Source organism: Rahnella sp. BCC 1045 (genome assembly GCF_019049615.1).
In the GTDB taxonomy this organism is placed as follows: Bacteria; Pseudomonadota; Gammaproteobacteria; order Enterobacterales; family Enterobacteriaceae; genus Rahnella; species Rahnella contaminans.
This window is the reverse complement of sequence record NZ_JAFMOZ010000079.1, coordinates 1-20,512: the sequence shown is the minus strand read 5'-3', so window position 1 is coordinate 20,512 and position 20,512 is coordinate 1. Positions and strand designations below refer to the sequence as shown.

The window sequence follows — 20,512 nt, the reverse complement described above, 5'->3', positions numbered from 1 at the left end:
GGATAATAATAATCCAAATTTATAGCCGAGACATCCACCCCAAAAACTTCATCGTATTTCTCAATCGTCTCTATAAATTCTGTTGTATCTAAGGCGTATTCCTGAAGAACTGTATCAAGTTCAAGTGGAATTTTTTTAAAAGACCATGTTGCTAAAGTTGACAGTTCTTCTCGAAAAAATAGCAGCACTGATTCATCCGTCACCATATTTTATCGTTCCCGCGCGCGAGCTTGTTGTAATGGGACGTAGTCTTATAGACGATTGATGCGACATCTCCCGCAAGCAGTACCCACCCTAGCACAGGCACGGTCCGGCCAACAAAAGCCCCCAAATTATTTACATACATTGGCTTTAACACCCTGATACTTGCATTAGTAAATGTTGGAAGCTGAAAAGGTAAAGTAACATCCAAATACCGCCTTGCCGCTAATGAAGCCACTGAAGTACCCTTTGTCGTTAAGGCTATTTTTCCTCTTGTAGCAATGGAGGGTTGACCAAGAATAATAAGAGTCATTGCACCCAGATCGGTAATGCCGCCGAAATGGTCTCCGATTTCATCAAGAAATATCCAGAAGAAAAGTTCTCCGGCGGAAATATTACAAACGCCTTTATAAAAGTACGTTCCGAGAAGTTCCTCTGTCGTATCCATTCGCAATACCCATTAATTTACCAGGGCTTTAGCGTACTCTCAGCAAATTGCGCTGACAATTAGCGGTCTCACTACTAAACAAGGGATTTTCAATCCCTTGCGTCCAGCTACCCCCTAATTTCTTCCCCCACCAGCGCCGCCAGCACTGAAATGGCGCGGGCGGTGTGCGGTCCCCATTCGAATGACGTGTTGATGCGCAAACAATGTCGGAAACGTTCGTCGGCGGAAAACATCGTGCCCGGCGCGACGCTGACGCCTTTGGCCAGTGCGTGCTGATAGACCCGCGCGGCATCCACGTTATCGCCCAAATCGAGCCAGAGGAAATAGCCGCCCTGCGGTTGGGAAACCGAAACCTGCGCGGGGAATTCTTTGATGATGGCGTGATGCATCGCCATTTGCCGCTGTTCCAGCACACGGCGCAGGCGGCGTAAATGGGTGTCGTAACCGCCCTGCTGCCCGCCTTTTTGCAGGAAATCTGCCAGCGCCAGCTGCACCGGCACGCTGGCGGATAACGTACTCATCAGCTGCAACCGTTCAATACGCTCAACGTATTTCCCTGCCGCCACCCAGCCGACGCGAAAACCCGGTGCCAGACATTTAGAGAATGAAGAACAATGCAGAATTTCGCTGCGATACGCTGACGCCTTCAGCGGCACCGGGCGTTCACTGCCAAAATACAATTCGCTGTAAACGTCATCTTCGATTAACGCCACCTGATGCCGTTGAAGGATATCCACCAGCCGAGCCTTATTTTCGGACGGCATCGTACAACCGAGCGGGTTCTGAAAACTCGACATCAGCCAGCAGGCTTTGATCGGATAGGTTTCCAGCGCTTTTTCCAGCGCATCGGGATCCATACCAAAACGCACGTCGGTCGGAATAGCGATCGCTTTTAACTTGCGCCGCTCTATGGCCTGTAACGCACCATAAAATGCCGGAGACTCAATCGCCACCCAGTCGCCCGGCTCGGTCACGGCCTGCAAACTCAGCCCTAAAGACTCCATCGCGCCGGACGTAATGACGATTTCATCGGGCGCAACTTCTATACCATTTTGAGCATAACGGCGGGCAATGCTGCGGCGCAGCTCTTCGTTGCCCGGCGGCAAATTGGCGGTGGCGCTGTGCGGTGACATACGGCGGACGGCGCTGGCAAGCGATCGCGCCAGGCGCGGCTGCGGGAATAAGGTCGGATCGGGAAATGCCGAACCCAGCGGTACGACGGAAGGATCCTGCCCCGCTTTCAGGATATCGAAAATCGCATCATTGACGTCTACCTGCTCGGCAGCGTGCAGGCGTTCATCGGGCTGACGGCGAACCGGGCGCTGCAAACCTGCTGCGACGTAGTAGCCGGACTGCGGGCGCGCAACAATCACGCCCTGACTTTCCAGCAGCTGGTACGCCTGTAACACCGTCATCAGGCTCAGCCCGGACAGTTTGCAGGACTCGCGTAAGGAAGGCAGGCGGTCGCCCGGCAGCCAGACCTGAGTGTCGATTTGTCTGCGCAAGGTGCGCGCAAGCGTTTCGTAGCGGGATTCAGTCATGAGCACTCTGCACTGTTATATAAAGTGTTAACGAAAGGGTAACTATTATGCCGGTTCTTGCCCACTTCCGGCGATGTAAACCCGGCATCAACAGCAAACAATCTTTACTTAAGAAGTCTGGCGGCCAAACATTCACCATGTTAATGTATGAACTCACCGCATTACTCAGATTTATCTGAACTTCCAGTCATGCCTGTTCGCGCAACCTTACGCTTTCTAAACATTTTCTCCACGATCGGTTGAAAAGTGACACTTCGGCTTTCACTCTTTTACATCTTGCTCGCATTACTATTCATTGGATTCAGTAGACTTGCTTTCGTCGAAACAAAACGGGCGATGTGCCTGAATCTCCAATGAGGAATTTAATTATGCGTAAACTTACCGCAATGATTGTGGCTTCAACTCTGGCTCTGAGCTCTGCTTCTTTCGCGTTTGCTGCTGAAACCACAGCCACTCCGGCAACTGACGCACCTGCTGCGACTCACGGCAAAATGATGCACCATAAAGGCCCGCATCATATGAACCCGTTTGCAGGTCTGAACCTGACTGAGCAGCAGAAAACTCAGATGAAAGAAATTATGAAAGACAGCGGCGCGCGCCCTGACCGCGCTGCAATGAAAGCGCAGATGGATCAGATGCACACCTTAGTTGCTTCAGACAGCTTCGATGAAGCGAAAGTGAAATCGCAGATTGATACCATCACCAAAGCACAGTCCGACCGCATGCTGGATCGCGCACGTGCTGAGAACAAAATGTATAACCTGCTGACGCCTGAGCAGAAAAAACAGTTCAACGAAAACTACCAGAAACGCGCTGCCAAAATGGAACAGATGCGTGACCACAAACCGGGCCAGGAAAAACCTGCTTCCGCAGAATAATTTCTGACCTGACACAGATTAACCGGCCTCTCACAGGCCGGTTTTTTTTGGCTCGCGCCCTCAGGCATCTTCGCCATGACGGGTGATCATGACCCGCAGATAATCCAGCACCACGGCGGCGGGTTCCGAAAGCGCCAGCGTTTCGGATAACACCGCGCCCACATCCATATACGTCGTACTGTCCTCCACCGTGCGCCGCATGACACGCAATCCCTCCAGCGACCATGGCCGGTAAACCAGATCCGACAAAAGAGTCACGCCCCGACCTTTAGCCACCAGACTGCGCACCGTTTCGAATGACGTGGTAGTAAACGCCACATTCGGCTGGCCGCCGTGTGTATGCCAGTGCCCGCGTATCACATCGGGATATTCGTCAGTATCGAGCAACAAAAAAGGCAAGCTGGCGATATCAGCCAGATGAATAACCGCCTTACTGAGCAACGGATGCCCCTGCGAAATCCACAGTCTTCGCGGCGAGCGTATAAACGTTTCGATTTTCAGGTCGGTTTCGCGGGCAATATTCGAGGTCAGCAGCAGGCAAAAGTCGGTTTCCCCCAGCCTTAACGAGGAGTTCACTGGGCGTGGTCTGGCTGGTCATGCAGGGAGATTTACTGCACATTGAGACACTTAAAAATCTGAACCGCGGCGATGTCTGGACCATGGGATCAGCCATCAGCTGGGCGTTGTATTGTGCCTTTCTGCGTATCAAACCAAAAAGCGTGGGCGGAAACGCATTCGTGGCCGTCAGCGCCGTTATCGGGGCGCTGGTCCTGTTGCCAGTACTGGCGTTCTCCTCTTTAACCCCTGCTCATCACGCACTGAGTTCCTACACAAGCGCCTGGTTCCTGTGCGGATTGGCCTATCTGGTGGTTTTCCCTTCCTGGCTTTCCTATCTGCTGTGGAACAAAGGGATCCAGGCGATTGGCGCGACACGTGGCGAAATTTACTCACATATGATCCCGCTGAGCGGCGGGATGCTGAGTATCCTGTTCCTGAATATCTCTTTGCACAATTTCCATCTGATCAGCGCCCTGCTGATTGCATCCGGCATCGTGCTTTGTTCGGGTAAAGCGAAAGAAAAAATCAGCCACCCGCGCCGTTTCACTCAGGCAGAGTGATGAAGCCTCACAACTTTGATGTCATCCGACCAGCATTCCCCTTCTAAAGCGTCAGCCACATCACATTTTCATCCTTAACTCCACACTCCTCCGTTTAAAAACACTATTTTTAAACGGAATTTTCACAATGTCGCAACCAGAATCGGGTCTGCGCGTCTTACCTCTACATCACACTCTCTACATAAAAAGTGGCCTGCCTGAGCAGGACCCCTGACAAGGAGTTGTACATCATGAAAAGCGTCAAGTCCGGGATAACCTGGCTGGTGGTGGCGTTAATCGGCGCCTTCGCCTTCGGGATGCTGGCTTTAAGCCGCGGAGAACACGTCAACGCCCTGTGGCTGGTGGTGGCCGCCATTGCCTGCTACAGCATTGCCTATCGTTTTTACAGCCTGTTCATCGCTGAAAAAGTGTTCGAACTCGATGATAACCGCATGACCCCCGCCGAACGCCACAACGACGGGCTGGATTATGTGCCGACCAACAAATGGGTGTTATTCGGTCACCATTTCGCAGCCATCGCCGGAGCCGGTCCGCTGGTTGGCCCGATCCTTGCCGCACAAATGGGCTTCCTGCCGGGCACCATCTGGATTTTAGTCGGTGTGATGCTTGCCGGTGCCGTACAAGACTTCCTGATCCTGTTCATTTCGACACGCCGTGACGGCCGCTCTCTGGGTGAAATGGCGAAGCAGGAGCTGGGCAGTTTTGCCGGCGTCGTGACCATGCTCGGCGCGCTCGGCGTCATGATCATTATTCTGTCTACGCTGGCATTAGTGGTAGTGAAAGCGCTGGCCGACAGTCCGTGGGGTCTGTTCACCATCGCAGCCACGATTCCCATCGCTCTGTTTATGGGCATTTACATGCGTTTTCTGCGTCCGGGAAAAATCGCCGAAGTATCGGTGATGGGTTTCGTGCTGATGATGCTGGCGATTGTGTACGGTGGAAATGTCGCAGCGGATCCGGTCTGGGGCCCGTTCTTTACGCTGCACGGCACCACGCTGACCTGGGTTCTGGTGATTTACGGCTTTATCGCCTCAGTTCTGCCGGTCTGGCTGTTGCTGGCGCCGCGTGATTATCTCTCAACGTTTCTGAAAATCGGCGTAATCATTGGCCTGGCGGTGGGTATCGTCTTCGCCATGCCGGAGATGAAAATGCCCGCCGTCTCACGCTTTATTGACGGCAGCGGGCCGGTGTTCTCCGGCAGCCTGTTCCCGTTCCTGTTTATCACCATTGCCTGCGGATCAATTTCCGGTTTCCATGCGCTGGTCTCCAGCGGCACCACGCCGAAGCTGATTGAACGCGAAAGCCATATCCGTTTTATCGGTTACGGCGCGATGCTGATGGAGTCGTTCGTGGCGATCATGGCGCTGATTTGTGCGTCAGTTATCGACCCCGGCGTCTATTTTGCGATGAACTCACCGGCGGCGCTTATTGGGACCACGGTGGAAAGCGCTTCGCAGGTGATTAACGGCTGGGGCTTTGTCATCACGCCAGACGTTCTGACCCAAATCGCCAAAGACGTGGGCGAGCAGTCGATTCTTTCCCGCGCGGGGGGCGCACCGACCTTTGCGGTCGGCATGGCGCACATTATTACCGACGTTTTCAACAGCCGCACCATGATGGCGTTCTGGTATCACTTCGCCATTCTGTTTGAAGCATTATTTATTCTGACCGCCGTGGATGCCGGTACCCGTGCCTGCCGCTTTATGGTGCAGGATCTGGTGGGCGTGGCGGTTCCTTCACTGGCGAATAACCGGTCGTGGGTGGGGACGATTGCAGGGACAACAGTCGCCGTAGCGGGCTGGGGTTTCTTCGTTTATCAGGGCGTGGTCGATCCCTTAGGCGGCATCAATACTCTGTGGCCATTATTCGGCATCGGTAACCAGATGCTGGCTTCCATGGCGCTGATTCTGGGTACTGTGGTGCTGTTCAAAATGAAAAAACAGCGCTATGCGTGGGTAACAATTTTGCCGACTGTCTGGTTGTTTATTACCTCCATGACCGCGGGCTGGCAGAAGATTTTCCACGAAAAACCGTCAATCGGATTCCTGGCGCAGGCGAAAAAATTCAATGCGGGGATCGAAAGCGGGGAAATCATCAAACCGGCTAAAACACTGGCGGATATGCATACCATCGTGCTGAACAATCAGATTAACGCCATTCTGTGCGGGTTCTTCATGCTGGTGGCGGTCACTATGCTGATTTCAGCGTTCTTCGTTGTCCGCCGTGCGCTAAATTCTGCCACACCAACGGTACACGAAACGGCTGTTGTGCAACGTCGTGAGGCGCGCCATGTCTGAGTCACGTTCGTTATTTAAAACGCCCCGGCTTACCGCGTTCCATATCATCCGCTGCCGTCCGCTGTTCATCGTCGAGCCGAAACCGCACAACATCGCCGGGTGGCTGAGACTGGCCGTTAAGCGTACGGCGCAAAGTTTCAGGCTGATGGTGGGGGTTCAGGATTATAGGAACTACGTGGCACATATGCAGGTAAGGCACCCGGAAATAGCCCCCATGACTGAGCGGGAGTTTCACCGCCGGTGTCTGGAGGCGCGGTTCCCGGGTGAAGGCGGGAAGATGGGCAAGTGCCCGTGTTAAATGCTGAAAAATACCTCCCCTTGTAAAAGGGGAGGACGTTTTTACAACGCAGTCAGCTCGCCGCCAGCAATGGCTCTGCTTCTGTCGTGGTCTGTTCAAAGACCAGCGACAGCAAGATTTTCTTCACCGCCGCCGCTTCCTGCGACAGGGCCAGCGTTTCTGAAACACACAATGAAAGCGGAACCTGAATCGCCGGGCTGCTGATGCACGACATCCACGCTTTGGCCGGGCCCGTCATGGCGCGGGCGGCGGATTCCGGCAAAATAGTGGCACCCAGCCCGCTGGCAACGGCAGCCGTCAGCGTGGCGGAGGACTCGATTTCACCGATAATATTGGCCGTCAGGCGGCGAACCGCCATGGCATCGTCAACCAGACGGCGCATCACGTTGTATGAACGCGGCATGAACAGGTTGAGTTTCGCAACATCACACAGCTCGACATATTTTCCCGGATTGGGCACGGCATGCGTGCCGACCAGATACAAATCTTCTTTCATCAGCGGCTGACTGCTCAGACCGACGTCGTTATTTGTGCCGTACAACACCGCCATATCCATACGGCCGTTGAGCACTAAATCCCCGAGCGCCGTGCCGAAATTTTCGTTGAGATACAACAAAATGCCCGGATGTTGTTTACGCACGGCCTGCAATAACGGCAGCGCCAGCTGGGAAGCCGCAGTGCCCGGCGCAAGCCCGACGGACACCTGCCCGCTCAGCGACTGACCCGCGCTGTTCACCGCACCGTGGATCTGATCACACTGACGCAAAATCGCCTGAGCATGTGAATAAAGAATGTTCCCGGCTTCAGTGGGCGTCACGCCGCGCTTGGTGCGAATCAGCAATTGTTGCTGCAATTCCCCTTCCAGCGTCGCCAGTTGCTGGCTCAGTGCCGGTTGTGCGATATGCAGAACATCAGCGGCCTGCGTCAGGCTGCCGATATCGACGATTTTCACGAAGTACTTCAGACGTCTGAGATTCATCTCTGTCTCCATTTGGCCCGGAAAGGGAACACCGTTCGGTAATGATTAGCGTGACTGATAAAAGCAAGATCTGCGCCAACCTCCGTGGGGCAGATGAAATAGCGGCTTACCGCGCGCTAATGCCACGGAACATAAGAAAAAACGATTGCTGAGACGTTGAAAAAACCGGCGGGGTTAAAAAACTTAAATGAAATAAAACCGAACTCTCCATCGTGGTGCACCAACATAATGCATTCTTATGAACAAGGTTGCAGGATTAGTCAGGTTAATACCGGCAAAAGCCCCCCGCAAAACCTCGGGGCCTTTGCCGTAAAAAAATCACACCGACGGGATCATTCCGCCGTCAACGCGGATAACAGAACCGGTCACATAAGAAGCCTGCTGGCTGGCAAGAAATGCCGCCACCGCGCCGTATTCTTCCGGTTTGCCGTAGCGTTTCGCCGGAATGCCAGCCGCGCTTTTCGCCGCGACGTCTTCAACGGTAACGCCTTCACGCCCGGCTCGCGCTGCATCCAGCTGCCCCAGACGCCGCGTGGAAATCCGCCCCGGCACCATTACGTTCACCGTAATACCGTCAGCCGCCACTTCAGATGCCAGCGTTTTTGACCAGCCAACCAGCGCCATGCGCAGCGTGTTGGATATTCCGAGATTTGCGATCGGCGCCACAACACCGGACGAAGTGCTGGTGATAATCCGCCCCCAGCCTGCGTTATGCATATCCGGCAGCACTTTGTCGGTGAGAAGAATCAGCGGGCTGACCAGCGTCGCAAACTGGCTTTGCCACAGTTCCGGCGCAACCCCTGCGGCTTTGGTCGGTGGCGGCCCGCCGGAGTTGTTGACCAGAATACCGACCGGCCCGTACGTGCGGCGGATTTGCATCAGCACATCGTCAAAACTTTCCGGTGCCGTGAGATCCAGCACCCACGCCTGCGCCGTTCCACCCTGCTCTTCAATAAGGCTGACTGTTTCCTGCAATGCGGCAAGCGTTCGCCCGCACACCGCGACCTGAGCGCCTTCCGCTGCCAGCGCAATCGCCATGGCCCGGCCCAGACCGCCGCCCGCGCCGCTGACCAGCGCCACGCGGCCCTGAATCCCAAAATCCATCACTTTTTCCTCTGGTTAACGTATGAAAAATTAAATTTCAATCAAAGGATTACCCAACTTTGCTGACCTTGTTGAGCACCATCTGATAAGCCGATTGCAGGTGGCTGCGCATCATTTCTGCCGCCTCCTCCATCCGCCCTTCCAGCACGGCGTCGATGATGGCGACGTGTTCGCCGCACCATTCGCGCACACGCTGTTTATTGGTGTAACTGCCGAACTCAAGCAGGCGTCGCAGCCGGTTTTGCTGCTGGATCGCCTGTAAAACAAAAATATTGCCGCTGAATTCCGCCAGCATTTCGTGGAACGTGGCGTCCGTTTCGAAAATCTGACGGCCATCAACGGCAAGAATATCGGGGTGAGTAATCAGATAGATATGCTGCATCCGCAGCCGCCGGAGCGCGCTTTTGTCGGCGTGGAATCCCGCACCCAGCATCGCGCCCGGTTCAATCATCAGGCGGAATCCGTAGCCGTTACTCAGCGCCACGTCGGTGTTGAGCGTCGGTAAAAATGACCAGCCATGTCCCTTGTTACGGGCGATCAGGCCGTCCTCAGATAACCGGAGCAAGGTGCGCGCCAGCACGCCGCGGTCGGCTTCATAGCGCTGGGCGATTTCCGTTTGTGTCAGGGAATCCGGCAATTTTCCGGCGATACGGTCTTTGACCAGCTGCTCGTACAGGTCCTGATCGCTGGTGGCCGGAATATCGATACTGATGCGCTGAAGTTCATCGAAGGCTTTCAGCAGGAAAAAACCCTGATTGCGGCGCGCTTCGATAATTCCCAACTCACACAGCAATTTCAACGCGGTACGCACCGGTGTGCGGGAAACGCCGAGCATATCGGCTAATTGTTGCTCCCGCAGATGGTGACCTGGCTCAAATTTTGCTTCACGTATCAGGTCAAGGATTTGGTTTGCCAGACGCCTTCCGCTGGCTGTCGTAGTTTGGGTCATGGAATAGCAACACCTGAAAGTATTTGTTGTTTAGGTTTGTACAATATCACAAGCCTTGAGGATGGTGAAGTCTGGTTAAAAAGCCCCCAAATCGTGCAACAAATGCACCAAAAAAGAGCCTTGACTCGCAAATTTAATTGTATTTAATGAGACACAAAGAGCAATCCTGCTCATGGGAAACTGGAGTCTGTCATGTCAAAAAAAGCTTTTTTGCGCCGATATGCCGCCGTCTCTCTGGCCGCAATTTGCCTGAGTGCCCCGCTGTTCAGCCAGGCCGCCGCGCCTGCTCTGGTCAGCAAAGGTCAGCTGACGTACGGCACCGCCGCCACGTTCATGCCGTTTGAATTTACGAAAGACGGCAAGCTGACCGGCTTCGATATCGACCTCATCACCGCGTTGTCGAAAAAGCTGGCGCTGACCCCGGAACCGATGTCGATGGAATTCAAAGGACTGATCCCGGCGTTGCAGGGCAAACGTCTGGATATCATCAACTCCGCGATGTACATCAACCCGACCCGCTCTGAGCAGGTTGATTTCGTGCCTTACCTGGAAATCGGCAGCCGGGTGATTGTGGTGAAAGGCAATCCGGAAAAAATCACTGGCCGCGATTTATCGCTGTGCGGCAAAAACATCGCCGTCACCCTGGGCGGTATTGAAGAAAGTCAGGCGCGGGCGGATAACCAGAAATGTCTGGATGCCAAAAAACCGGCGCTCACCGTGCTGACCTTCCCGGCAGCGACCGATTCTGCGGTCGCTGTGGCGCAGAAACGCGCTGACGCCGAATTCCTCTCCACGCCGGGCGCGGTCGCGCTGCTGAGCGAAAAAGGCGACACCTTCGAAGCCGTCGGCGCGGAGTTTGAAACCGACACGCACATTGGTTTTGCGGTGCGTAAAGGTGATGCCGAAATGAAATCCCTGCTGGAAAAAGGCTTACAGGACGTGGTGAAAGACGGCACGTACCAGAAACTCATCACCAAATGGCAGTTCCCGGCTTCAGTGTCCATTTTCTGATGTTGTGAAGTCCGGCCTTAAAGCTTTGCCCTGACGTTGAGGAAAGTTCATGTCGCTTGATCTTGTTTGGCAATACCTGTTCTCACCGGCGTTCTTTCAGGGCGCATTAATGACCTTGTTGTTAACGGTGTGCTCGTTGTTCTTCGGCATTATTGCAGGGCTGATTCTGGCCCTGCTCCAGGAATCCCGCTTCCGGGCGGGTTCCGTTCTGGCGTTCTTTTATCTTTGGCTGTTTCGCGGCACGCCGGTTCTGTTCCAGATTATTTTTGTCTACAACGTACTGCCGACTTTCGGCCTGCGTTTCTCGGCGTTCACCTGTGCGGTGATGGCGCTCTCCTTAAATGAAGGCGCGTACATGGCTGAAATTCTGCGCTCCGGTTTACAGGCCGTGCGCAGCGGTCAGCGCACCGCGGGGATGGCGCTGGGCATGACCCAAAGTCAGATCATGCGCAAGATTGTGTTGCCGCAGGCCGCGCGCATCGTGCTGCCGCCAATGGGCAACCAGATGATCAGCATGCTCAAATCCAGCGCACTGGTCTCGGTGATAGCCGTTCAGGAATTACTGCTTATCGCCAACCAGACTGCCAGCGCCAGCTTCCGTTATTTCGAAGCGCTGTGCGCCGCCGGGATTTATTACCTGGTGCTGACGTCCATTTTCATGATCGGACAGGCCTGGCTGGAACGCTCGCTGGATCCGAAAAAGCGCAAGAAACCTGCGCTGTCTTTGACCGAACGCCTGCTGCGCAGCAGCACGCCAAACTGAGGAGAAGCCCGTGAGTAAATCCAAACCGGTTCTGGAAATCATCGGCGTCGATAAACATTTTGGCCCCCAGCACGTTCTGAAAAACTGCTCCCTGAATGTGGCACAAGGGGAAACCGTGGTGCTGATCGGCCCCTCGGGTTCGGGGAAATCCACCCTTCTGCGCTGCATTAATTTGCTGGAGCCGGTTCAGGGCGGTTCGATTTTCTTTCGCAATAAAGACATCACGCATGCCAGCGTTGAGCCGCACAAACTGAGGCAGGACATCGGCATGGTATTCCAGAACTATGAACTGTTCTCACACCTGACGGCGGCGGAAAACATCATGCTCGCGCCGATGACCGTGCTCGGCGTCAGCCGCAGCGAGGCCGAAGCGCAGGCGCTGGAGCTGCTGGGCAAAGTGCGCATTCCTGATAAAGCCGATTCGTTCCCGGATGAACTTTCCGGCGGTCAGCAGCAGCGCGTCGCCATTGCGCGGGCGTTAGCCATGAAGCCCAAACTGATGCTGTTTGATGAGCCGACATCGGCGCTGGATCCGGAAATGATCCGCGAAGTGCTGGATGTGATGGCAGATCTCAGTGCGGAAGGCATGACCAGCATTGTGGTTACGCATGAAATGGGCTTTGCGAAACGCGCAGCCAATCAAATCGTATTTATGGAAAACGGCGAGATTATCGAAAACGCGACCGGCGAAAAATTCTTCGGCGGCGACGTCAGCCTGCGGGCACAGCGCTTCCTGGATCAGATTTTACATTGATCCTTTTACCCAGAACCACCCCCGTATTGCGCCCTCACCAGGGGCCAGTTTTGCCACAAAAAGATATTTCAGGAGACACCGATGAGCCTTTCATCGCCCGATATCAGCAGAATGAAACGCGATCTGGCCGCACTGGTCGCGATTAATACCGAAAACCCGCCGGGGCGCGAACGTGAAGCGGCCGAACTCATCAGCCAGATGCTGAGTGAAATCGGCTTCGACATGACGCTCAGCGAATACGCGCCGGGGCGCACCAATGTCATTGGCCGCCTGGAAAACGGTGACGGCCCGTGTTTTGCCTTTAATACGCATATTGATGTGGTGCCCGCCGGAGAAGGCTGGGCACAGGATCCGTTCACACTGACCGAGCGCGACGGCAAATTATTTGGCCGCGGAGCCTGCGACGCCAAAGGCCCGCTGATCGCCATGATCGAAGCCATGCGCTGGCTGGCCGCCAACCGTAACGACTGGAGCGGCACGCTGATGGCGATTTTTGTCGCTGATGAAGAAGTCGCCAGCGAGGGCGCGAAGTTTTATGTCCGCGAAGCGCCTGCTCACATTGATTACGTGGTGATTGGCGAACCGACCTCCAACACCACTTATTCCGCGCACAAAGGCAGTTTGCGGCCGCTGGTTCGCGTCCACGGCGTGACCGCGCATTCCGGCACTCCGGAGCTGGGCGAAAACGCCATTTTCCGCGCCGCGCAGTTACTCGGTCTGGTGGAAGAAAGCCACGAACACAGCGTGCGCTGCCGGTGCCATCCGCTGGTCGGCAACGCCAGCCTGACCGTTACCCGCATCAGCGGCGGACACGCCGATAACGTGCTGCCGGGTGCCTGCGAATTACTGCTCGACCGCCGTATGGTGCCGGGCGAAGACGAAGATGCGGTAAAACAGGAAATTCAGGATTTACTGCAACTGGCTCACGACAAATTCGGCGTCCGCAGCGAAATCATCACCTTTAAACCGACCACCGGTGGCGCGACCGAAACCGATTCCGAAGACCCGATTGTGCTGGCGGGCGTTGAAGCCTGCGCCGCACAGGGCAATCCGGAACCCGGACCGTTCGGTTTTCAGGGCGGTTGTGATCTGGTGCATTTCCGCAGTCTCGGCACCAAAGGCATCATTATCGGCCCGGGTTCGCTGGCGGTGGCGCATAAGCCTGATGAATTTATCCCGATCGACGAATTCATTGCGGGCAGCAAAATCTACTGCGACGTCGCGCTGAAAATGCTCAAACGCTGAGGAGCCGCCGGTGAAAGCCACTTTGTATCGCGCCGATTTACGCTATCCGCACCTGCAACTGCACACCGCGTCATCCGGCACCATTTCCGGGCTGGATACGTTGTATCTGTTGCTGGAGGAGAAGAATTTTAACGGCATCGGTGAAGTACGGATCAACATTGCTTACCTCAACGGCTACAGCGCCGAACTGGTATTAAGTGATGTGATCCGCGCCCTGCGCCAGCTGGATCTCAGCCAGCCTGCCAGTACGTTATTGCTGAATCTTCCGGCGCTTTTAGCCGATTTTCTCGCGCCGACGCGAATGCTGATAGACATCGCGCTGCATGACCTGATTGCACGCCAGAACGGGCTCAGCGTGGCAGAACTGGCGGGCGCAGAAAATGCCGAAACGGTGAGTTATCACACCAACCAGACGCTGTTCTGGACGCCCATGGATGAAATGCTCGAACAGGCCACGGCCTATGTCGAACGGGGTTTTACGCAGCTGAAACTGCGCGTCGGCGTCGCATCCTTTACCGAAGACGAAGCGCGGCTCAGCGCCCTGCGGCGGCGTTTCGGCCATGAAATCAGCTTATCGGCGGACGCTAACGGCCAGTGGCAGCCGGAAGAAGCGCGCAGTCATCTGCTGGCGCTGGCGAAATTCGAGATGAGCTACCTCGAACAGCCGGTTTCCGATGCCAATGCGCACTTTTATCCGGCATTGGCCGCCGCCAGCCCGGTGCCGCTGATGCTCGATGAAAGCATGAGCAGTGAGGCTGATTTAGAACGCATTTTGCAGCTCGAAGGCAAAATTATGGCGCATCTGAAACTGGTCAAAATGGGCGGCATTGCCCCCACGCTGGCGGCTGCCAAACGGCTGACCGCCGCCGGTGTGCCATTCATGATTGGTCAGATGAATGAGGGAGGCGCCGCGACCGCTGCGGCCCTGCACGTCGCCCGCGCCACCCAGCCGCGTTATGCCGAACTTTACGGTGCTGACGGGCTGGGCAACGACCCGGTTCACGGCCTTTCCTATCATCAGGGGATGCTCAGCAGCCCGTCCGGCGCAGGGCTGGGCATCAGCTTCACCCCTTCTCAGGCAGAATTTATTCAGGAGTTTGCACAATGAAAGCACCGTCAGTTTCCCTGCCAGACCTTGGCAGCGTCGTTCCCGGCGCGGAATCCGCGTTTCGCGAAGAAGAGTATCAGCAGCGTATCGCGCGGGCGCGTCAGTTACTGGTGAATGCCGGTCTGGACGTCATGGTCATCACCGGCCCGGAAAACATCTTTTATCTGACCGGCCAGCAGACGCCGGGCTATTACACATTCCAGACGCTGGTGTTGCCGGTGGAAGGCGATCCGGTGTTTGTTATCCGCCAGCTGGAATATTTCAACTTCATCTCCAACACCTTTATCCGCGACGCGGCGATTTACACCGACGGCGATAATCCGGTGAATTTCCTGCTCGACGTGCTGAAAGCGCGTGGCTGGATGAAGAGCCGGATTGGCATCGACAAACGCGGCTGGTTCTTGCCCATTGCGGTTTATGAAGCCTTGCAGGCTGAGATCGGCACAATCCACGACGCCGCGGGCGTTATCGAACAGTTGCGTGCAGTGAAATCCGCCGCCGAGCTGGAAAAAATGGCGCATGCGGCCCGTTACGTTGACGCCGGAATGCTCGCCGGACGCGCCGCCATTGCCGCCGGAGCCACTGAAAACGATCTGGTTTCTGCCATGATGGGCGCGGCCATTGCCGCCGGTTCAGAATACATGGGCATGGAACCGCTGGTGTCCACCGGCCCGCGCACCGGCGTGCCGCACGGAACCTGGCGTCGCCGTAAAATCCTCGACAACGACCCGATTTTCCTCGAAATGGCCGCCACGCATGACCGCTATCACGCGGCTCTGATGCGTTCCGCCTGGCTCGGCAAACCGCCCGCGGTTGCACTGGAAATGGAAAAAGTGTGTCAGGAAGCATTGCAGGCCGCACTCGACGCCATCCGTCCGGGTGCCACCTGCGAAGCGCCGCATCTGGCCTGTCAGGCCGTGATTGACCGCGCCGGTTACACCGATAATTTCAAGAAACGCACCGGTTATTCCATCGGCATTTCGTTCGCACCTGACTGGGGCGAAGGCGCCATCCTCAGCCTCTATAGCGGCATCACCACCGAATTACAGCCGGGTATGACTTTCCACATTCCACCCGCACTGCGTATTTACGGCGAATTTACCGTGGGCGTCAGCGAAACAATTGTCGTGACCGAAACCGGTTATCGCGCGCTGGGGACAGTTGACCGCCCGTTGTATTTACTCTGATTTTGCCAACCGCTTCGTTTTACAGGAATTGAATAAATGAAAGACATCAGTGAAAGTCAGGCCCGCCTGAAAGGTATTTTTAACATTACCGTGACGCCGTTTTTCGCCAGCGGTGAGTTCGATTTTGCCGGATTATCGCGCAATATCGAACGCGTTATCGGGCTGGGTTATGACGGTATTTTGACCGGGGGCACCTACGGCGAATTCCCGGCGATGACCGCTGACGAACGCGCCACGTTGTTCCGCCACGTGATGGAAGTGGTCGGCGACCGCGTGCCGGTCATGCTGTGCAGCGCCGGTTCCGACGCCCGCGTGGTGCGCGATTTAACACAACTGGCGGGCGACCTTGGCGGCCTGCCGATGGTGACACCACCGTTTGTTTCTGAAGTCACCGATGCACAAATCATCCGCTTCTTCAGAGAGATGGCGCCGTTATCGCGCACCGGCATTCTGGTGTACAACGCGCCGGGCATTGGCATCACGTTGCCGCCAGTCGTTCTGGAACAACTGGCTGATATCGAAGGCGTTGTTGGCATCAAACAGGGCGATCTGAACCCGACGGCGATCGACCAGATTGCCAACCGGCTGGGCGGACGTCTGCGTCTGTTCTGCGCCTCAGACCTGGCGTTCTTAGGCCCGATGATGTGCGGTTTCGACGGCATCAGCACCACCAACAGCGGCGCATTGCCGGAAATTATTCTGGCGACTTATCGCGCGCTGGAAAGCGGCGATGCAAACACCGCCCGCGAACTTCACCGCCTGTGGTATCCGTACCGCGCCCTCGCCCGCCGTTACGGCCAGCCGCAGCTGGTGAAAGCGGCCATGAACCTGCGCGGATTTGACGGCCACCACGTTCGCGCGCCGCTGATTGATCTGGAACCCGGGATCATCAGTCTGGTTGAGCAGGAATTGCAGCGTCTGGCGGCAGACCCGCGTTCCGGCGTCACGCTGAAGTAACCCCCGTTTTCCAGGGATCCCCGTAAATATTGCGGGGATTTTCTTTTGTTGCAGCCTTTTCCCCGAGCCATCGCGCAAAATCCAACATCCGCTGATTTCTTTCGTTGTCTTTCACATTCCGCGTATATACCTTTGCACTATATTTTTCAGGCGCGTAAACTTTAGCCAGAATTTGTCGGGCTATTTGTCGGGCTAAGGTCACGTAACTGGAGAAAGCACCATGTCAAAAGGGTCAGTATTTTTAAATAACCGGACGCAAAGCGTTCGTATTCCGGCAGAGTGCCGTTTTCCTGATGAGGTAAAGACTGTGACGATAAGAAAGGTAGGGAACTCGCTGGTACTCACACCGGCTGAAAGCACATGGGATAATTTCTTCCACAGCGACCTCAGCGTTTCCGCTGATTTTATGGAAGAACGCGGCTCTCAACACCAGACGGATCGGGATACGTTTTAATGCTGACTTACCTGCTGGATACCAATATTGTCATTTATATCCTGAAGCGGCGTCCGATGAGCGTGCTGGCGAAATTCAATCAGCACGCCGATCACATGGCGATCTCCATGGTGACCTATGCAGAGTTACTGCACGGCGTAGAGAAAAGCGCCAGCCCGCAAAAAAACAGGCAGGTCATCGAAGATTTCGTCTCCCATTTGCGCATTGTCGATTACGACCAGAAAGCCGCCGCGCATTACGGGCATATCCGCGCCATGCTTGAAAAAAGCGGCAGCCCGGTCGGCGTAAACGACATGCATATTGCCGCACAGGCCCGCAGCTCAGGCATGGTCATGGTGACCAACAACCTGAGAGAATTCTCACGCATCGACGGCCTGCTCATGGAGAACTGGGCCGGTCCGGTGTTAACTGCGCTTTAACGCCGCCGCTTTCAAAAACGCTGTCAGTAACGGGTGCGGTTTTATGCGCAGTGACGACAGCTCAGGATGCCCCTGAACGCCCAGATAAAAAGGGTGTCGCGGGAATTCAATGCCGTCTGCAATCTGCCCGGTAAGATCGGTCCCGCTGATGCGCAGCCCGTACGCTTCCAGCCCGGCTTTCAGCGCCGGCTCAAGATGGAAACGGTGGTTATAGCGCACGGTAAACGTCTCGCCCAGGATCTCGCGCAATTTGCTGCCGGGCTGCGTCAGCATCGTATGGTTGCCCAGCCGGTGAACCGGAAACGCCGGCGTATTGCTCAGCGGAACAAAGGTTTTGATCTCCGCGTCCGGGTCGGCTTCGGCAAGATTAGCCTGCAAAGAGCCGATCATCTTCTGCACGATGGCCGTGGTCATGGTTTGCATTCCAAGACATAACCCGAGGATCGGAATATTGCGGTTCAGCGCGTAATGCGCGGCACTGATTTGCCCGCTGACGTTACACATCGCCGCCCCGCCCGGCAACAAAATGCCGTCCACGTTTTCCATCATTTCATGGAGATGATCTTCCAGCGCCATGGGCGCGGCGTAAACGATATCCAGCGAAAGCGCGAGCGCATCTGCCGCATCACCCAGCGCCGCCAGCGTGGCCGGATAAACGCTGCACTGGTCAGACTGGGCGCCGACCAGGGCAATTCGTATTGTCGTGCGGGTTTGCGGCGGCGTATTTTTGCTTATCCAGCGCCCGTAGTTATCACGCCACCAGCAACCGAGAGATTCATCTTCCTTACCGTGGCGGCTGAAGGCATAGCCCTGATTCGAACGCTCCACGTTGATCAGCTCATAATCGAACGCGCTTTCACGCACCTGCCGGGCAATCTGCGTGAACTGAATGAGCTGCATAGGCCCGAGCGGGATAATGACATCCTGCGTGCCATAGGTTTCAAGTAATTCGCCCAGCTCCATCACTTTACCGGCGCTCTGCGGATTGAGCCTCTCGGTCCATAACAACCCGCTGGTCATCAGTTGCCCTTCCCCGATGACGTGCTGGCAGGCATCGGGATACAACGCGACGTCCCAGCTCACCGGCAGATGCGCCAGCGGTAAATGTTTTTGTGCAGCCAGTATTGCCGCCATCGCCCCGTACAAAGAAGGCTCCGGTGTGTCATGCGCAACAAAAATAAAAGCCATAAGAGAACCTTGAAAAATAGAAGGAAAGTTCAGGCAACCTGCTGACCCCAGAGTCAGTATAGGGATTGCCGTACCATTTCCGCCGGCAAAAAAGCTGCTCTATACGAATAAATTATGAGCAAAGCAAAAAGAAGAATGATAAGTTTAAATTGGTTTTAATGATTCACATAATACAATTTTGTTATTGTTCAAACAGGGGAAACAATGTCTGCTGACTTTCTAGCACCACGTTTACGTCGTGTGCGCCCTTCGCCGACGGCGGCGATTTCCGACCAGGTCCGCTCGCTGAGTGCGGCGGGCATGGATGTCATAAACCTCGGCGAAGGCGAGCTTGATTTCGATACGCCTGCACATATCAGGCAGGCAGGCATCGACGCGATTGTACAAGGTGACACAAAATACACGGCTGTCGCTGGTACTGCCGCGCTCAAACAGGCCATCATTACTAAGTTTAATCGCGAAAATCAGATAGGCTACCGCGCGGATGAAGTGATTGCGGGCAGTGGTGCCAAGCAGTTGATCTTCAATGCTCTTTTAGCCACAGTTTCTTCGGGCGATGAAGTCATCATTCCTGCGCCATACTGGGTGTCTTACCCGGATATGGTCGCGCTGGCAGAAGGCGAACCGGTCATTGTGCCCTGCCACGAGAAGCATGGCTGGAAATTGCAGCCGGAAGATCTGGCGGCCGCCATCACGCCGAAAACCCGTTGGGTGATCCTTAATTCCCCGAACAACCCGACCGGTGCGGTGTATTGCGCCGCAGAATTACACGCGCTGGCCGCCGTTTTGCTCGATCACCCGCACGTACTGGTGATGGCCGACGATATCTATGAGCAAATTTGTTTTGTGCCGGACATCTTTGCCACCCTGGCAGACGTTGAACCGCGCCTGAAAGGCCGAGTTCTGACCGTTAACGGCGTCTCCAAAGGTTACTCGATGACCGGCTGGCGTCTTGGGTACGCAGGTGGCCCCGCGTGGCTGATCTCGGCGATGCAAATTCTGCAATCTCAAAGCACCTCCAACCCGAGCTCAATTTCTCAGGCCGCGACGGTCGCCGCGCTGGAACAGGGCAGCGATTTCATCACCGGCTGGATAGAAATCCTGCAACGCCGCCGTACGATGATTATGAATTGCGTTAATGCCATCAGCGGGCTCAGCGCGGATACACCGCCGGGCGCTTTTTATGTCTTCGCGAACTGTCAGGGAATGCTGGGTAAAACAACGGCTTCGGGCGATATTCTCAGGACGGACGAAGATTTTGCGGCTTATCTCCTGAAATCCGCTCATGTCGCCACACTTCAGGGCTCTGCTTTTGGTGCGCCAGGCTATTTGCGCATCGCTTACGCTATTGACGATAGCCGCCTGCAGGAAGCCTGCGAACGGATCACCCGCGCCTGCGCGGAACTGCGTTAACCTTTAAAAGGCCTGTTTGCATGCAAAAACGGGCCTTTTTGACTCTATTCTCAACAACTTGCCTAAAGTATCATCAAACGCACGCATTTATGCAGTTTCCCCTTTGACATGCCCACGGCCAGTCGCTATTATTCGCCCCGTTCCAACGATTCCTCTGTAGTTCAGTCGGTAGAACGGCGGACTGTTAATCCGTATGTCAC

Annotated in this window: 21 protein-coding genes and 1 pseudogene; 14 read left to right on the top strand and 8 right to left on the bottom strand. The window is 55.4% G+C overall.

Going from position 1 to position 20,512, the window contains the following annotated elements:
* From J1782_RS01715 to J1782_RS01705, 3 genes are all read right to left on the bottom strand, one after another.
* On the bottom strand, nt 1-206 hold a 206-nt coding region (locus J1782_RS01715; protein WP_217152237.1), incomplete at its 3' end, for a DUF1493 family protein.
* Entirely contained in the window at nt 200-649 is a 450-nt protein-coding gene (locus tag J1782_RS01710; protein ID WP_217152236.1) for an STM2901 family protein, read from the bottom strand. The genes J1782_RS01715 and J1782_RS01710, both read right to left, overlap by 7 nt.
* Before the next feature lie 107 nt (nt 650-756).
* The gene (locus tag J1782_RS01705) at nt 757-2,190 is read right to left on the bottom strand and encodes a PLP-dependent aminotransferase family protein (RefSeq protein WP_152326880.1); all 1,434 of its coding nucleotides are present in this window, start codon (nt 2,188-2,190) and stop codon (nt 757-759) included.
* A gap of 368 nt (nt 2,191-2,558) precedes the next feature.
* On the opposite strand from J1782_RS01705, the gene spy reads away from it, so the two are divergent.
* Entirely contained in the window at nt 2,559-3,068 is a 510-nt protein-coding gene (gene spy, locus J1782_RS01700) for an ATP-independent periplasmic protein-refolding chaperone Spy (RefSeq protein WP_152326879.1), read from the top strand.
* Between the two features lie 60 nt (nt 3,069-3,128).
* On the opposite strand, the gene J1782_RS01695 is transcribed toward spy, so the two are convergent.
* The gene (locus J1782_RS01695) at nt 3,129-3,644 is read right to left on the bottom strand and encodes a LysR substrate-binding domain-containing protein (RefSeq protein ID WP_208950957.1); all 516 of its coding nucleotides are present in this window, start codon (nt 3,642-3,644) and stop codon (nt 3,129-3,131) included.
* On the opposite strand from J1782_RS01695, the pseudogene J1782_RS01690 reads away from it, so the two are divergent.
* The 3 genes and pseudogenes from J1782_RS01690 to J1782_RS01680 form a co-directional block, all read left to right on the top strand.
* Nucleotides 3,638-4,186 (top strand): annotated as a pseudogene (locus J1782_RS01690) (DMT family transporter); the annotation flags it as partial. The gene J1782_RS01695 and the pseudogene J1782_RS01690 overlap by 7 nt on opposite strands.
* A gap of 230 nt (nt 4,187-4,416) precedes the next feature.
* Nucleotides 4,417-6,483, top strand: a complete 2,067-nt coding sequence (locus J1782_RS01685) for a carbon starvation CstA family protein (RefSeq protein WP_217152235.1) — start codon at nt 4,417-4,419, stop codon at nt 6,481-6,483.
* Complete coding sequence (locus tag J1782_RS01680; RefSeq protein WP_217152234.1) at nt 6,476-6,781, top strand: YbdD/YjiX family protein; 306 nt, start codon at nt 6,476-6,478, stop codon at nt 6,779-6,781. The genes J1782_RS01685 and J1782_RS01680 overlap by 8 nt, the downstream gene beginning before the upstream one ends.
* A 52-nt stretch (nt 6,782-6,833) precedes the next feature.
* Here the strand turns inward: J1782_RS01680 and nac are convergent, their stop codons facing one another.
* From nac to J1782_RS01665, 3 genes are all read right to left on the bottom strand, one after another.
* Nucleotides 6,834-7,760 carry a nitrogen assimilation transcriptional regulator NAC gene (gene nac, locus J1782_RS01675; RefSeq protein ID WP_165057985.1) on the bottom strand — a complete coding sequence of 309 codons (927 nt, stop codon included), beginning with the start codon at nt 7,758-7,760 and terminating at the stop codon, nt 6,834-6,836.
* Between the two features lie 318 nt (nt 7,761-8,078).
* Nucleotides 8,079-8,864, bottom strand: coding sequence for an SDR family oxidoreductase (locus J1782_RS01670; protein WP_152326874.1), 786 nt, complete (start codon nt 8,862-8,864; stop codon nt 8,079-8,081).
* A gap of 49 nt (nt 8,865-8,913) precedes the next feature.
* A complete protein-coding gene (locus J1782_RS01665; RefSeq protein ID WP_165057987.1) occupies nt 8,914-9,813 on the bottom strand; it encodes a GntR family transcriptional regulator in 900 nt (299 codons plus the stop codon).
* A 192-nt stretch (nt 9,814-10,005) separates the two neighbouring features.
* On the opposite strand from J1782_RS01665, the gene J1782_RS01660 reads away from it, so the two are divergent.
* The 9 genes from J1782_RS01660 to J1782_RS01620 all read left to right on the top strand — a co-directional run bounded on the left by J1782_RS01660 (nt 10,006) and on the right by J1782_RS01620 (nt 17,711).
* Nucleotides 10,006-10,824, top strand: coding sequence for an ABC transporter substrate-binding protein (locus tag J1782_RS01660; protein ID WP_217152233.1), 819 nt, complete (start codon nt 10,006-10,008; stop codon nt 10,822-10,824).
* Nucleotides 10,825-10,873: 49 nt separating this feature from the next.
* Complete coding sequence (locus J1782_RS01655) at nt 10,874-11,587, top strand: amino acid ABC transporter permease (RefSeq protein ID WP_165057989.1); 714 nt, start codon at nt 10,874-10,876, stop codon at nt 11,585-11,587.
* Nucleotides 11,588-11,597: 10 nt separating this feature from the next.
* Complete coding sequence (locus tag J1782_RS01650) at nt 11,598-12,341, top strand: amino acid ABC transporter ATP-binding protein (protein ID WP_152326870.1); 744 nt, start codon at nt 11,598-11,600, stop codon at nt 12,339-12,341.
* Nucleotides 12,342-12,422: 81 nt separating this feature from the next.
* Nucleotides 12,423-13,586 (top strand): M20 family metallopeptidase, encoded by a 1,164-nt coding sequence (locus J1782_RS01645; protein WP_217152232.1) that lies wholly within the window; start codon nt 12,423-12,425, stop codon nt 13,584-13,586.
* A 10-nt stretch (nt 13,587-13,596) separates the two neighbouring features.
* A complete protein-coding gene (locus J1782_RS01640) occupies nt 13,597-14,694 on the top strand; it encodes a mandelate racemase/muconate lactonizing enzyme family protein (RefSeq protein ID WP_152326868.1) in 1,098 nt (365 codons plus the stop codon).
* A complete protein-coding gene (locus tag J1782_RS01635; RefSeq protein ID WP_254302885.1) occupies nt 14,691-15,881 on the top strand; it encodes a Xaa-Pro peptidase family protein in 1,191 nt (396 codons plus the stop codon). Before J1782_RS01640 ends, J1782_RS01635 begins: the two co-directional genes overlap by 4 nt.
* A gap of 36 nt (nt 15,882-15,917) precedes the next feature.
* Nucleotides 15,918-16,838, top strand: coding sequence for a dihydrodipicolinate synthase family protein (locus J1782_RS01630; RefSeq protein WP_217152231.1), 921 nt, complete (start codon nt 15,918-15,920; stop codon nt 16,836-16,838).
* A gap of 220 nt (nt 16,839-17,058) precedes the next feature.
* Nucleotides 17,059-17,292, top strand: a complete 234-nt coding sequence (vapB, locus tag J1782_RS01625; protein ID WP_152326865.1) for a type II toxin-antitoxin system VapB family antitoxin — start codon at nt 17,059-17,061, stop codon at nt 17,290-17,292.
* Nucleotides 17,292-17,711: a type II toxin-antitoxin system VapC family toxin gene (locus tag J1782_RS01620; protein ID WP_217152230.1), complete on the top strand. Its 420-nt coding sequence runs from the start codon at nt 17,292-17,294 to the stop codon at nt 17,709-17,711. Before vapB ends, J1782_RS01620 begins: the two co-directional genes overlap by 1 nt.
* Here J1782_RS01620 and J1782_RS01615 read toward each other — a convergent pair.
* Nucleotides 17,697-18,899, bottom strand: a complete 1,203-nt coding sequence (locus J1782_RS01615) for a gamma-glutamyl-gamma-aminobutyrate hydrolase family protein (RefSeq protein WP_217152229.1) — start codon at nt 18,897-18,899, stop codon at nt 17,697-17,699. The two genes, J1782_RS01620 and J1782_RS01615, sit on opposite strands and share 15 nt — an antisense overlap.
* A gap of 204 nt (nt 18,900-19,103) precedes the next feature.
* Between J1782_RS01615 and J1782_RS01610 the strand changes: the two genes are divergently transcribed.
* Nucleotides 19,104-20,312: a pyridoxal phosphate-dependent aminotransferase gene (locus J1782_RS01610; protein WP_165057997.1), complete on the top strand. Its 1,209-nt coding sequence runs from the start codon at nt 19,104-19,106 to the stop codon at nt 20,310-20,312.
* Nucleotides 20,313-20,512 lie beyond the last annotated feature (200 nt).

What these genes read in the sequence shown, in the direction of transcription:
- J1782_RS01665 (WP_165057987.1), bottom strand. Translation starts at nt 9,813, where the DNA reads ATGACCCAAACTACGACAGCCAGCGGAAGGCGTCTGGCAAACCAAATC.
- J1782_RS01620 (WP_217152230.1), top strand. Translation starts at nt 17,292, where the DNA reads ATGCTGACTTACCTGCTGGATACCAATATTGTCATTTATATCCTGAAG.
- vapB (WP_152326865.1), top strand. Translation starts at nt 17,059, where the DNA reads ATGTCAAAAGGGTCAGTATTTTTAAATAACCGGACGCAAAGCGTTCGT.
- J1782_RS01660 (WP_217152233.1), top strand. Translation starts at nt 10,006, where the DNA reads ATGTCAAAAAAAGCTTTTTTGCGCCGATATGCCGCCGTCTCTCTGGCC.
- J1782_RS01630 (WP_217152231.1), top strand. Translation starts at nt 15,918, where the DNA reads ATGAAAGACATCAGTGAAAGTCAGGCCCGCCTGAAAGGTATTTTTAAC.
- J1782_RS01645 (WP_217152232.1), top strand. Translation starts at nt 12,423, where the DNA reads ATGAGCCTTTCATCGCCCGATATCAGCAGAATGAAACGCGATCTGGCC.
- J1782_RS01710 (WP_217152236.1), bottom strand. Translation starts at nt 649, where the DNA reads ATGGATACGACAGAGGAACTTCTCGGAACGTACTTTTATAAAGGCGTT.
- nac (WP_165057985.1), bottom strand. Translation starts at nt 7,760, where the DNA reads ATGAATCTCAGACGTCTGAAGTACTTCGTGAAAATCGTCGATATCGGC.
- spy (WP_152326879.1), top strand. Translation starts at nt 2,559, where the DNA reads ATGCGTAAACTTACCGCAATGATTGTGGCTTCAACTCTGGCTCTGAGC.
- J1782_RS01635 (WP_254302885.1), top strand. Translation starts at nt 14,691, where the DNA reads ATGAAAGCACCGTCAGTTTCCCTGCCAGACCTTGGCAGCGTCGTTCCC.
- J1782_RS01705 (WP_152326880.1), bottom strand. Translation starts at nt 2,190, where the DNA reads ATGACTGAATCCCGCTACGAAACGCTTGCGCGCACCTTGCGCAGACAA.
- J1782_RS01670 (WP_152326874.1), bottom strand. Translation starts at nt 8,864, where the DNA reads ATGGATTTTGGGATTCAGGGCCGCGTGGCGCTGGTCAGCGGCGCGGGC.
- J1782_RS01655 (WP_165057989.1), top strand. Translation starts at nt 10,874, where the DNA reads ATGTCGCTTGATCTTGTTTGGCAATACCTGTTCTCACCGGCGTTCTTT.
- J1782_RS01680 (WP_217152234.1), top strand. Translation starts at nt 6,476, where the DNA reads ATGTCTGAGTCACGTTCGTTATTTAAAACGCCCCGGCTTACCGCGTTC.
- J1782_RS01685 (WP_217152235.1), top strand. Translation starts at nt 4,417, where the DNA reads ATGAAAAGCGTCAAGTCCGGGATAACCTGGCTGGTGGTGGCGTTAATC.
- J1782_RS01610 (WP_165057997.1), top strand. Translation starts at nt 19,104, where the DNA reads ATGTCTGCTGACTTTCTAGCACCACGTTTACGTCGTGTGCGCCCTTCG.
- J1782_RS01615 (WP_217152229.1), bottom strand. Translation starts at nt 18,899, where the DNA reads ATGGCTTTTATTTTTGTTGCGCATGACACACCGGAGCCTTCTTTGTAC.